Origin of the sequence: Flagellimonas maritima (assembly GCF_003269425.1) — a bacterium.
Classification (GTDB): Bacteria; Bacteroidota; Bacteroidia; order Flavobacteriales; family Flavobacteriaceae; genus Flagellimonas; species Flagellimonas maritima.
This window is the reverse complement of sequence record NZ_CP030104.1, coordinates 2,328,103-2,341,160: the sequence shown is the minus strand read 5'-3', so window position 1 is coordinate 2,341,160 and position 13,058 is coordinate 2,328,103. Positions and strand designations below refer to the sequence as shown.

9 protein-coding genes are annotated in these 13,058 nt (G+C 38.4%); 1 reads left to right on the top strand and 8 read right to left on the bottom strand.

What is annotated here, in order from left to right:
- Positions 1–12: 12 nt before the first annotated feature.
- From HME9304_RS10375 to ruvB, 4 genes are all read right to left on the bottom strand, one after another.
- The gene (locus tag HME9304_RS10375; protein ID WP_112378529.1) at positions 13–1,731 is read right to left on the bottom strand and encodes a sodium:solute symporter; all 1,719 of its coding nucleotides are present in this window, start codon (positions 1,729–1,731) and stop codon (positions 13–15) included.
- A 215-nt stretch (positions 1,732–1,946) separates the two neighbouring features.
- Positions 1,947–2,867 carry a tRNA epoxyqueuosine(34) reductase QueG gene (gene queG, locus HME9304_RS10370; RefSeq protein WP_112378528.1) on the bottom strand — a complete coding sequence of 307 codons (921 nt, stop codon included), beginning with the start codon at positions 2,865–2,867 and terminating at the stop codon, positions 1,947–1,949.
- A gap of 1 nt (position 2,868) precedes the next feature.
- A complete protein-coding gene (locus HME9304_RS10365; RefSeq protein ID WP_112378527.1) occupies positions 2,869–4,191 on the bottom strand; it encodes a cytochrome P450 in 1,323 nt (440 codons plus the stop codon).
- Positions 4,191–5,213: a Holliday junction branch migration DNA helicase RuvB gene (gene ruvB, locus HME9304_RS10360; RefSeq protein ID WP_112378526.1), complete on the bottom strand. Its 1,023-nt coding sequence runs from the start codon at positions 5,211–5,213 to the stop codon at positions 4,191–4,193. The genes HME9304_RS10365 and ruvB overlap by 1 nt, the downstream gene beginning before the upstream one ends.
- Positions 5,214–5,357: 144 nt before the next feature.
- Here ruvB and HME9304_RS10355 point away from each other — a divergent pair, with 144 nt between their 5' ends.
- Entirely contained in the window at positions 5,358–7,622 is a 2,265-nt protein-coding gene (locus HME9304_RS10355; RefSeq protein WP_112378525.1) for an acyl-CoA dehydrogenase family protein, read from the top strand.
- A 47-nt stretch (positions 7,623–7,669) separates the two neighbouring features.
- Here the strand turns inward: HME9304_RS10355 and HME9304_RS10350 are convergent, their stop codons facing one another.
- From HME9304_RS10350 to HME9304_RS10335, 4 genes are all read right to left on the bottom strand, one after another.
- Positions 7,670–8,494: a GIN domain-containing protein gene (locus tag HME9304_RS10350; RefSeq protein ID WP_164674832.1), complete on the bottom strand. Its 825-nt coding sequence runs from the start codon at positions 8,492–8,494 to the stop codon at positions 7,670–7,672.
- A gap of 117 nt (positions 8,495–8,611) precedes the next feature.
- Positions 8,612–10,444, bottom strand: a complete 1,833-nt coding sequence (locus HME9304_RS10345) for a cytochrome c oxidase subunit I (protein WP_112378523.1) — start codon at positions 10,442–10,444, stop codon at positions 8,612–8,614.
- Positions 10,445–10,487: 43 nt separating this feature from the next.
- Positions 10,488–11,681: a cytochrome c oxidase subunit II gene (locus tag HME9304_RS10340; protein WP_112378522.1), complete on the bottom strand. Its 1,194-nt coding sequence runs from the start codon at positions 11,679–11,681 to the stop codon at positions 10,488–10,490.
- A 27-nt stretch (positions 11,682–11,708) separates the two neighbouring features.
- Entirely contained in the window at positions 11,709–13,058 is a 1,350-nt protein-coding gene (locus HME9304_RS10335; protein ID WP_112378521.1) for a quinol:cytochrome C oxidoreductase, read from the bottom strand.

Below are 13,058 nucleotides of genomic sequence, written 5' to 3'. Positions count from 1 at the left end.
TTTAACGGATAACTACCAAAAATAGCTAACTATAATTGTTGTTACAATTAACAATATTATCGCCAAATACCTGTAGTTTTTATACCAAGGCAAGGCTTTTAGCTCTTCTGTTTCTTCGGTAAACAATTCTTTTCTATAGGTATAGTCCGCTACTTTTTGAGCATCTGGCAATTCCGTTGTCAAACTGACCACAACATGGGTCACTATACTTATCACAAATAAAAGATTTGCCTTTGCAAGAAAATGAAATTCATTCAAATAGGGAGAGATATCATAGCTTGCGGATAGAATCATGAAAACTGCAAATGCTCCACCAACCAATAAACTAACAAAGGCACCTGTTGCATTGGCTCTTTTCCAAAAAAGACCAAGTATGAATGCCGATACCACTGGTGGACTGGTGAATGCTATTACCAATTGCAGGTATCCCCATAGTGAATCACTAACTCTTTCAATAAATGGTACCCACATTGATGCTAGGGCAACCAAAATTAAAGTGGCAATCTGGCCTACCCGCACCAATTGTTTGCTCGTCATTTCTGGTCTTAGTTGTTTTACAAAGTCCATGGTTATCAATGTTGAGGCAGAATTGAACGTAGCGGATACTGAAGACATCATTGCTGCCAACAATCCAGCCACTACCAAGCCTAGGATTCCCGTCGGTAAAAGCTGGAATAACAAAACGGGATAGGTCAAGTTGGGACAATCTGAAAGATTCTCGCACATACCCCCGCTCGCAAGTGGGTAATTTAGATTTGAAATATCCAAAGTATTGAAAAGTAAAAGTGCCAATACCCCTGGCACTACCATGATGAATATTACAGGAAGTTTCAATAAACCAGCAAACAGCGCACCCCATCTCCCGTGGTTCAAATCTTTTGCTCCCAGCACACGTTGCACCATAAACTGATTATTGGCCCAGAAATAAAAGCCCAAAAGAGGAACTCCCGTTAAAAGTCCCCACCAAGGCATAAATTCATCGTTATCCGGCCTAACCAAACTAAAAACTTCATCTGCATTTGCAGGAATAAATTTGCCCTCGGCAGCTCTATCCCCAAAATTTACATCACCGGAAGCCAAAGCACCATCAAGTTTGGACATCATAGCGCTCCATCCGCCACCTAGCTCCTCAAAAGCAAAATAGGTTAATAAACATGAACCGATAATCAACAATACTGCCTGTATAACTTCTGTCTGGATCACAGAGTTCAATCCGCCAGGAATGGTATAGGCAGCTGCTGCTACCGCCAAACCAATGATTATATATGTAGAATCAACATCTGGGAACAACAGTTTTAAAACAATGCTACCCACATAAAGCCCCGCGGCAGTATCTACCAATACATTACCAACTATGGTGATAAGTGAGAAGTAGTATCTAGATCTTTTATCATAACGCCTTTGCATAAATTCTGGCATGGTATAAACTCCAGACTTTAAATAAAAGGGCAGGAAAAATATAGAGAAGAAAATAAGAATTACAACCGCGTACCATTCGTAGTTATAAACGTTGACATTTGTCTGAAAACCATCTGAAGCTAGGCCGACCAACGTTGAACTGGAAATATTTGCGGAAAAAAGTGCAATTCCGACAATGGGCCATGTCATGGTTCTACCTCCTAAAAAATAGTCTTCTGAGCTACTTCTTTTCGATTTTGATATTCCATAGATAATAATCCCTACGAGGTATACCAGAATCACAACAATATCCAAAGTCTGTAATCCACTCATGGCTTTTCTTGATTTAGTTAGTTTAGTATTAGTTTATTTTAACCATGATTTTTAAACCTATTTACCAAAATTTTTGGATTATGATAATTTTATTGGTCGGTTTTTAAGAAAATCATAGTTCCCTTAGCAGCCAATATAGTATTTTTAATTTTTTCTTAAAAAAAACTTAACATCTATTATTATCAAAGGGTTGGCGAAATCGTTATAGTTGGTTTTCAAGATTTTAAAAATTTTATATTTCGCTTTAAACCAGTGTATTTTGTTCGTTTTACTGGAGACTTTTTGAATATCCTTTTGAAAACATCTTCGGTGATTTCCTCCCAATCTTTTTTGGTCATGGACAGTAGTTCCGGGTTGGGATCAAAGAGCGGTTCGTTGTGGGTTTTTGAGAAACGGTTCCAAGGACAGACATCTTGGCAAATATCACAGCCAAACATCCAATCATCAAACTTTCCTTTAAATTCATTTGGAATTTCATTTTTCAGCTCAATGGTAAAATAAGAGATGCATTTGCTACCGTCCACCACATAGGGCTCAACGATGGCCTCTGTAGGACAGGCATCAATACAAGCTGTACATGTTCCACAGTGATCCGAGACGGGTGTGTCATATTCCAATTGCAAATCAACAATCAACTCGGCAATAAAATAGAACGAACCTATTTGTTGGGTCAATAAATTGCTGTGCTTGCCCATCCATCCCAAACCACTTTTGGCAGCCCAGGCTTTATCGAGTACCGGCGCAGAATCAACAAACGCCCTGCCGTGAACCTCTCCAATTTCCTCTTGTATAAAATTCAATAACGATTTCAGTTTATCTTTTATCACAAAGTGATAATCTGTTCCGTAGGCATATTTAGAAATTTTATAGCTCTCGTTATTTTGAGTTTCTGATGGATAATAATTTAGCAGCAAAGAGATTACGGATTTGGAGCCTTCCACCAATTTGGTAGGGTCCAAACGTTTATCAAAATGGTTTTCCATATAATGCATTTCTCCATGCATATTTTGGTTGAGCCATTTTTCCAATCTTGGAGCTTCTTCTTCTAGAAATTCAGCTTTGGAGATTCCACAGGACAAAAAACCAAGGCGTCTTGCTTCATTTTTAATTAGTGCTGTATTTGATTGTATATTCATTTTATCGAGCAACAAAACTCAGCGTAACTTCTTTGGGTTTCAAAGAAATCATGGGATTGATTTCCACACTGGTCATTTTTGTACTGATTTTAAATTTTTTGATGATTTCCATAATCACCATTACCATTTCATAATTTGCAAAGGCATTTCCAACGCACATGCGCGGACCCGCTCCAAAAGGATAATAATAATTAGAAGCTTCTTTCATGTTCATCTTCATAAAACGATCAGGAATATATTCAGTAGCCTTATTCCAAAATTCTGGGTGCCTATGCAATTCAAAAATGGAAAGTAAGACCAGTGTTCCCTTTTTCATCAAGAGTCCATTAATTTCATTTTCGTGCGTAGCTACGCGGTCAATGAAATATACTGGAGGATACAACCGCATTGCTTCTTTGATACAGGACATCGTCAAGGATAACTTGCCCAAATCTTCCAAAGTATAGTTTTCATTCTCCAAAGTATTGATTTCAGCAAAAAGTTTTGCTTGCAATTCTTCATCCTTACTTATAAAATAGAGGGTAAACGCCAAAGCGTTTGCTGTGGTCTCGTGCCCTGCTGTAAAGAGGATCAAAACCTCGTCGATGAGCTGTCTTCTGGGCATCCTTGAACCGTCTTCATAGGTAGCTTTGAGTAACATATCCAATAGGTCTTGCCCTTCCTGTCCGCTGGTTAATCTTTCCTCGATTAAATCATTTAGGATATCGCGACCTATTTGAGACATTTTTAAATGCTTTTTTATTTCCCCTGAAGCTTTGAACCACCATTTGAAATAGGGCTGTCGCATTTCTCGAATCAACATTTTTTGATTTTCTTCTGTAATCTGCTGAAGTCGAGACATAGGTTCTCGTATGTCATTACTGCTAAAGAGTGATTTTGCTACCACTTGAAACGCCAAATCACCCATTAGGGCAAATACGTTTTGCTGCGAATTGGGTTCTATACGTTTCAGTTCATCCACGATGGCATTTCGCATAATGCCGAAAAGTCCTTTTAACTTTTTTACATGAAATGCAGGCTGCACCATTCGTCTATGTGTTCGCCAATGTTCTCCTTCTGATGTCAATAATCCGTAACCGATGTATTTTGCCAAATCTTTGGTCTGGAGCTTGGATTTTGAATAATATCGATGCTTTTTTTGGAGTACTTGTTTGATTAACTCAGGGTCTCTTGAAAACAAAACTTCTCCTTCCCCTGGTATAGAAATACGAAACGTATCGCCTAGTTTTTCAAAATTTTCATAATGAAAGGGTAGCGGGTTTCTTAAAATACGTTTGCTGTTAAGGAGTACTTTAAACGCGGAAACATGGGGGAGATTTTTCATTAAAACAGCCCTCCTTGCTTTCCATCTTTTATGCGGCCAAGATGTTTGTAAGCAAGTTCGGTAACTTCTCGCCCTCTTGGGGTGCGCATGATAAAACCCTGTTGGATCAAAAAAGGTTCATATACTTCCTCAATGGTCTCGGCACTTTCGGAAACCGCAGTGGCCAAGGTTGTAATCCCTACAGGGCCTCCCTTAAATTTATCGATGATGGTACTAAGTATTTTATTGTCCATTTCATCTAGGCCATGAGCATCGACATTCAAAGCTTTCAAACTAAATTTTGAAATATCCATATCAATATTACCATTGCCTTTTATCTGGGCAAAGTCCCTTACTCTTCGCAACAAAGAATTGCAAATTCTAGGTGTGCCCCTGCTTCTGCCTGCAATCTCAATGGCAGCGTCATTGGTAATAGGAACTTTTAATATTTCTGCACTGCGTTCTACAATGGTCGATAATAATTCGGTATTGTAATATTGCAACCTGCTCTGTATGCCGAATCTTGCACGCATTGGTGCCGTTAACAATCCTGAACGGGTAGTGGCGCCTACCAGCGTAAAAGGACTTAAATTAATTTGGACCGTTCTTGCGTTTGGTCCGGTTTCTATCATAATATCGATTTTATAATCTTCCATGGCAGAATATAAGTACTCTTCTACAATGGGACTTAAGCGGTGTATTTCATCAATGAACAGAACATCCCTTTCTTCTAGATTGGTCAAGAGTCCTGCTAAATCTCCGGGCTTATCGAGCACTGGTCCTGATGTAATTTTGATTCCCACCCCCAGTTCGTTTGCCAAAATATGCGCCAAAGTTGTTTTTCCCAGACCTGGTGGTCCATGAAATAAGGTATGGTCCAAAGCCTCATCGCGCAGATTTGCGGCTTGCACAAAAATTTTCAAATTCTCCAAGACTTGTTCTTGGCCCGTAAAGTCATCGAAGGTAATTGGCCTTAAAGCTCTTTCAATATCAAGCTCTTCCTCAGAAAAATTATCTGGCGTAGGATTCAAATTTTCGTTCATCTTCTAACAAATATAGTTGAAATCGAAGTCTGCTTGAAACCATTTCATTTAAAATACCCATCAAATGCTCTATCATGGTCATCTTAAAAATCTAAACCTTAACTTAGTTACATTAAATAAAAATTACTTCAACTATAACGATTTATGCCAACTACTGATTATTCAATCGGAATTCTACAATACATTCCTTTTTTCTATATTATTTGGTCGGATGATTTACTTTCAGCTTCAGAGATTTCCGTAGTGACCAGGGCCATTGAAGATGACAATTCTCTAAATGAAGGTGAAAAACAGCAACTCCTATTATGGTTGAAACGGGACTTTCCCCCTTCCAATGAAGAAATGAAAAGTTGGCAGCGCATCATTTCAAATTCGGATGTAAAACTGGTAGAAAATGATACATATCCATTAACTTCCCTAAGCCAAAGGTTGGGAAATTCCAATGCTCACCAACAAGAACTCAATGATTACTTAAAACATATTGAAATAAATCTGGGCATACAACCCAATCACTACAATCATTTGTTCGATGTTGAGGTAATCCACGAGAAATCCTCAGACCAATATTCTTCCACTATTCTGGATGGAATTCTTATGGGCAGCCATAAATCCATCGTTACCGATTTTAGAAAATTTCTTGATCAATCCATTTTTGATTGGAGCATTCAGCGAGACAAGGAAAAATTCCGTGCCAAAATATTGAAACAGGTAAAGTTTTTGGGCGAAAATGGCTATGGTGCCATGGCCTACGATGAAGAGTATGGCGGCATAGGGGATATGCCTGCATATGCTGCAATTTTTGAACATTTAATGTTTGTTGATGGTAGTTTGGCCATAAAATTTGGAGTACAATTTGGATTATTTGGTGGGAGCATTCAAAAATTGGGCACTAAGAAACATCACGACAAATATTTGGCGGAAACGGGAAAAACGAAACTACTGGGGTGTTTTGCAATGACCGAGACCGGGCATGGTTCCAATGTTAGAGGAATCAAGACAACCGCTACTTATGATAAAACCTCGGATTTGATTGTTATCCACACACCGGGCAAAAACGATAACAAAGAATATATTGGCAATGCACTGCACTCAAAAATGGCTTCGGTTTTTGCACAATTGATTGTAGATGGCAAAAATGAAGGTGTACATGCTGTCTTAGTTCCTTTACGTGATGAAAATCACAATGTGCTTAAAGGGATCACGGTTGAAGATAACGGTTACAAATTAGGTCTGAATGGAGTTGACAATGGTAAAATTTGGTTCGATCAAGTTAAAGTGCCCCGTACAAATCTGCTTGATAAATATGGTGAAATCAGGGACGACGGCACTTATTTTTCAGCCATAAAAAATTCCAACAAACGTTTTTTTACGATGCTCGGCACGTTGGTAGGAGGTCGTATTTGCGTTGCCAAAGGTGCTTTGGGCGGAGCAAAAATGGCGCTGACCATTGCTGTAAAACATGCTTTGAACCGAAGACAGTTCAATGACAGCATAAAAATCCAGGAAGATTTGATCATGGACTATCCTACGCACCAAGTCAGATTAACGCCAAAAGTTGCAAGTGTTTATGTTTACCATATCACATTAGTGGAATTGATGAAGCGCTATAGTGACAATTCCAAATTTGACAAGCGGGAAATAGAGACCCAAGTTGCTGGTTTAAAGTCTATTATCACCTGGTTCGCAAATGATGCAATTCAAGAATGTCGTGAGGCTTGTGGCGGAAAAGGGTATTTACTGGAAAATAGAATTGCGGACCTAAAAGGAGATGTAGATATTTTTACAACTTTTGAGGGAGACAACAACGTATTGCTTCAGCTAGCAGCTAAAGGTGTTTTGTCCGATTTTAAGGCGGAATTTAATAGTGCAGGTTTTACATCAGTATTAAAATTGTTACGGAGTCAACTTGCAGACAAATTGAGTACTATAAATCCTGCATACTCCAATAAAGTTGATAAGGATCATTTATACAATCCAAAGTTTCATAAACATGCTTTCAGTTATAGAACCCGAAGATTAACATACACATTGGCGATGCGAATCAGAAACTATATAAAGAAAGGAATTCCTTCATATCAAGCATTTTTAAAAGTACAGACACATTTATTGGTTCTGGGAAAAGCTTATAGTGTGGAATTGGCCTATGAAATGTATAGTGAGTTTTGCCTGACCATATCCAATAAAGAATACAAGACCTTGTTCGAAAAGTTAGGAACGCTTTATGCGTTGAACCAGATTCACACCGATGCAAGTTGGTACTTGGAGCAGGGATATATTGGGGGAACAAAATCAAAAGCAATTCGTCAACGTGTAGAACGCTTATCCACCGAGCTTCGACCACATATTGAAGTTCTCGTGGATGGATTTGGAATACCCGAGCATTGTCTTACCGCCCCGATAGCTAAATAGTTAGTGGTTAGTAGTCAAACTACCGGCTTTTGCTAGAACAACTAATTTTATTCTACCTTCTTTATCAATTGGGCGGTATCCAAAAATTCCAGTATGGTGATTTTTGGATTTCCGAAAAGATAGATTTTTGAATTGCCCTTGGCAGATAATTCCAAATCCTTAAAGGCGTATAGTCTGGCATTTGAGGTATTCTCAAGATTTGCTTTAAGTGAAGCCGTTTCCATTTTTTCACCTTTAAATTTCGCATTGGAGATTAGATTAATTTCCAATCGGTCGGTTGTTCCTTCCAATGTTAATGAAGCATTACCTTCCAAATCAGCCCTACTGGTTTCGTTTACCGCATACACATAAGCAGATGCCCTATTATTTATACTAATGTTAAGCGAGTCTACATCTACATTAAAATCACCAGAACTTGTATCTTCCAAATTAATATCCATTACAGCAGCGCTCGCTTTTAAATTCATTCTTGTATCCGCAAAGGCATCAACAAATAATTCATCACTTTTTATGATATCATCTGAAACAACATTGCCATTTTTAATAGTAATTGCCTTGAGTTCTGTGTAGTTTATAGTTATATCGAGCTGTTTTTTGGAAGAGACATCGTAAAAAGAGCTTATAATTAGGGTGCTATCTTCGACTACAAACTTTAATATGTCTACCAGATTATCATCTGCTGCTATTATGTAGCCTGGTCCAAATGATTTTTTTAATACAATATCCAAATCATCATTCAGTTGAATTGCATTGAAATCCGGCAGTTCTTCATTAACTTCCGTTACAGTCCTACTTCCTTTTATTCTTGGTTTACGTTGTGCTGTGGATGTGATATAGCCTAACAATATTAAAAGAAGAATGAGGTTTTTCACAATTATTTGCTTAAGGATATTTAAAGATATTATAATTAACCATAATAATTAGTAACGCAAAGACTACAAAAGAAAAAACCCATCCGATTTGGATGGGTTTCATATTTTTTGAAGAGCTTAATGATTGAGTTCTTCTTCGTTTTCTTGAAGCGGAGTATCCTGTGGTACAAAATCCTGTCCCGGTAGAATATATTCGCCATTTTCGTAAGTCTTGCTATAGTCGTAAGCCCATCGGTGTACGTGCGGTATTTTACCGGGCCAATTTCCATGCATATGCTCCATTGGTGCGGTCCACTCCAAAGTATTTGATTTCCAAGGGTTTTTATCTCCTCTTTTTCCGTAAAATATACTACTAATAAAATTATACACAAATACCAGCTGAGCAGCTCCTGCAACAATAGCAAATACAGTCATTAATATCTGTACGTTTGTCAATTCATCAAACATTGGAAATGCAGTGTTCTGGTAATAACGCCTTGGAACACCAGCCATACCTACAAAATGCATTGGAAAGAATACCCCATAAGCGCAAATTGCGGTTATCCAGAAGTGTACGTACCCTAGATTTTTGTTCATCATCCTACCCTGGAACATTTTTGGGAACCAATGATATACACCTGCAAATAAACCATATAATGCAGAGATACCCATTACCAAATGGAAGTGGGCAACAACGAAATATGTATCATGGACGTTAATATCCAGAGTACTGTCCCCTAAAATAATTCCTGTAAGACCACCTGTTATAAAAGTTGAAACCAAGCCTATGGAAAACAACATGGCTGGATTGAGCTGTAAATTCCCTTTCCATAAAGTGGTTATATAATTAAAGGCTTTAACTGCGGACGGAATAGCAATCAGGAGCGTTGTAAACGTAAATACGGAGCCCAAGAAAGGGTTCATCCCCGAAATAAACATATGGTGGCCCCAAACTATAGTGGACAAAAAGGCAATTGCCAAAATAGAAGCGACCATCGCTCGGTAGCCAAATATTGGTTTTCTCGCATTTGTTGACATTACTTCGGATGTAATACCTAATGCAGGTAATAATACAATATAAACCTCTGGGTGCCCTAAAAACCAGAATAAGTGTTCGTACAATACCGGTGACCCTCCTTGATAATGCAATACTTCGCCTTGAATAAAAATATCTGAAAGGAAAAATGATGTTCCAAAACTTCTATCCATAATCAACAACAAGGCAGCAGAAAGTAAAACTGGAAAAGAAATAACACCAATTATTGCGGTAACAAAGAATGCCCAAATTGTTAATGGCAAGCGTGTCATCGACATTCCTTTAGTTCTTAAATTGATTACCGTAACTATGTAGTTTAAAGAACCTAATAATGATGATGCTATAAATATGGCCATTGAAACCAACCAAAGTGTCATACCCGCCCCAGAACCTGGTTGTGCCATTGGCAGTGCACTTAATGGTGGATATATTGTCCATCCTGCTGCTGCAGGCCCAGCTTCAACAAATAATGAAATTACCATGATTACGGAGGAAGTAAAAAACATCCAATAGGAAAGCATGTTCAAGAATCCTGATGCCATATCCCTAGCTCCAATCTGTAATGGAATCAATAAATTACTGAACGTACCGCTCAATCCTGCAGTCAGTACAAAGAATACCATTATGGTACCGTGAATAGTAACCAGTGCCAGATATATATCAGCATCCATTACACCATCTGGTGCCCATTTTCCAAGAACAGCTTCAAAAATCGGGAAAGATTCACCTGGCCATGCCAATTGCATCCTGAATAATAGGGACATTGCTATGCCTATAAATCCCATAATAAGACCTGTTATAAGATACTGCTTGGCAATCATCTTATGGTCTTGACTAAAAATGTACTTGGTTACAAACGTTTCTTTATGATGGTGACCGTGATCATCATGTGCATGATCATCTACGTGTGCTGGTGCATGTGCTGTTACAGACATAACCTAAATTTTTAATATTTATATTTTCTTTTTATAGCCTATTTTACTCTTCGGAATCATCATCAGCAGATTCGTCTTTCATTGTACCCTCAGTGGACTCCTCATCGATAGCATCCTCAGGCGTAGTTTCCACTTCGGAAGAATCTGAAGCTGCATCAACCGTATTAAATGCCTGTTTTGTATCGTCTGACATTACAGTCTGTTTAAAGGTAGCTTGCTCTGCCATCCATTTATTATATTCTTCTTCTGTTTCAACAATGATTTTCATCTGCATATTGTAGTGGGACTTTCCACATATCTTATTACAAAGCAATACATAATCAAATTCCCAAGGATCAGAATCCGGTTTCCCTTCTGCAGCACGTTTTGCCCTTATTGCGTTTGTTCTTTTTACCTTATCGACCACATCCGGGTTTAACCTGATCTCTTCTGTAGTAATTGTTGGTGTAAAAGAAAATTGTGTAATCATTCCTGGTACACAGTTCATCTGTGCCCTAAAATGTGGCATGTAGGCCGAATGCAAAACATCTTGTGATCGCATCATAAAATTCACTTTGCGCCCTACCGGTAAATGTAATTCTTTTACAATAACATCGTCTGCTGCGTTCAGGTCTGATTCGTCCAAACCGAGTACATTTGCCTTGTTGATATCGATTAATCGTACACTGGCATCTCCAAGAACATTATCTTCACCTCCATAGCGTGCCGTCCAATTAAATTGCTGTGCATATAGTTCTACAATCAAAGGATCGTCCTCATCATTGACATCCATAATATTTGTCCATGTATATAATCCCCAAAGAATCAAGCCAGCGAGCACAATAACAGGAATGATAGTCCATATGAACTCCAAACGATCATTGTCTGCATAAAACAATGCTTTTTTCCCCTTTTCACCACGATACTTATAGCCAAAATAATGTAGTAGTGCTTGTGTAATGGTCTGGACAAAAAAGATGATGGCAAAAGACACCCACATTAATTGGTCGTATTCACCACCATGTGCGGATGAAGCTTCTGGTAAAAGCATCTTTGTATATTTCGCAAAACTGAATATCGTGATCCCGTAGATAAAAATCAAGAATGCGAACAAAAGATAGCCATTATACTTGTTATCGGAATCAGTAGCTACCTCAGTGTTTTCTGTTTTCAATTGGGACAATTCGAAAATCTTGGTCATCTGCCAGATTGCGATTGCTACCAGTACTAAAACAGTCAATGTTAATAATGCAGTCATTGTATATCTTTCTAAGCCTTAATCGTATTAATAATGAAATTGTCTACTCTCCTCTATAAATGGATTGCGCTTGGGCTGTAAAGGTTGCTTGGTAAGGGTATTGAATACCCAGTATACAAATAATCCCCCAAAGAACAATATTCCTCCAATTTCAGGTAATCCTATATACCATTGATCCCCAACTGTAGCAGGCATAATCATATTGAAAACGTCCATGTAATGACCAAAGAGGATAATAATCCCAGCCATTATCACGAACCAATTTACTCTTTTATAATCGCTGTTCATCAATACCAACAATGGGAAAATGAAGTTCATCGCCAACATTCCGAAAAATGGCAGCTTGTAATCTTCGATTCTGGTTATAAAATAGGTAACTTCCTCTGGTATATTGGCATACCAAATCAACATGAACTGCGAGAACCACAGGTAGGTCCAAAAAATACTTATTCCAAACATGAACTTTGCCAAATCATGAATATGGCTATCGTTTACATCTGGTAAATGCCCCTTTGATTTTAAATATATCGTAATCATAGCGATTACGGTTATTCCCGAAACAAACATGCTTGCGAAAACATACCATCCGAACAAAGTACTGAACCAGTGTGGGTCCACACTCATAATCCAATCCCAAGACATCATTGATTCTGTTATTAGATAAAATACCAAAAAAGCGGCAGACCATCTGAAATTCTTAACGAAATTTGAATTGTCATCCGATGCATCCTGAGCCAAGGAAAGCTTTCTGGAATATTCTCTATAGAAAATCCATCCTCCCAAGAAAATTGCAGCACGGATCAAAAAGAAAGTAGCGTCCAAATACCCTGCTTTCCCCTGTAACAATTTATCTTCGGCAACTACTTCTGCATCCATCCAAACGAACATATGGTTCATGTGCAATACACTAAGAACCAAAATAACGAATACTATAATCCCACCGGGAACCAGATAGGCAGTAATCCCTTCCATAACACGGAACAACAGCGGTGACCAACCTGCCTGTGCGGCTCGTTGAACGGCATAAAACGCCAAAACACCCAATGATATCATAAAAAAGAAAAAAGCTGCTACATACAAAGCAGACCAAGGTCTGTTTTGTAATTGATGTAACAAATGCTCGTCGTGTGATGCATCATGCGCTTCAGAATGTGTTTCTGTACCATGATGACCCACCGTCTCATCATCTGCAGCTGCACTATTATGTAATGCATCTTCACCATGTCCGCCACCGTGACCATCATCATGAGCCGCGACCATTGCCTTGGCTTCTTCCACAGTACTGGGAGCAGTTAAAAAACCTGTTGCTAAACAAATCAATCCTACTGCCATTGCAATGAAAGATCCTATTTTAAGTCTGTTTGAAAACGTGTACAT

Bases quoted from the DNA above. Each gene is read 5' to 3' on its own strand.
- HME9304_RS10375 (WP_112378529.1), bottom strand. From the start codon at position 1,731: ATGAGTGGATTACAGACTTTGGATATTGTTGTGATTCTGGTATACCTC.
- queG (WP_112378528.1), bottom strand. From the start codon at position 2,867: ATGAATATACAATCAAATACAGCACTAATTAAAAATGAAGCAAGACGC.
- HME9304_RS10365 (WP_112378527.1), bottom strand. From the start codon at position 4,191: ATGAAAAATCTCCCCCATGTTTCCGCGTTTAAAGTACTCCTTAACAGC.
- ruvB (WP_112378526.1), bottom strand. From the start codon at position 5,213: ATGAACGAAAATTTGAATCCTACGCCAGATAATTTTTCTGAGGAAGAG.
- HME9304_RS10355 (WP_112378525.1), top strand. From the start codon at position 5,358: ATGCCAACTACTGATTATTCAATCGGAATTCTACAATACATTCCTTTT.
- HME9304_RS10345 (WP_112378523.1), bottom strand. From the start codon at position 10,444: ATGTCTGTAACAGCACATGCACCAGCACACGTAGATGATCATGCACAT.
- HME9304_RS10340 (WP_112378522.1), bottom strand. From the start codon at position 11,681: ATGACTGCATTATTAACATTGACTGTTTTAGTACTGGTAGCAATCGCA.
- HME9304_RS10335 (WP_112378521.1), bottom strand. From the start codon at position 13,058: ATGTACACGTTTTCAAACAGACTTAAAATAGGATCTTTCATTGCAATG.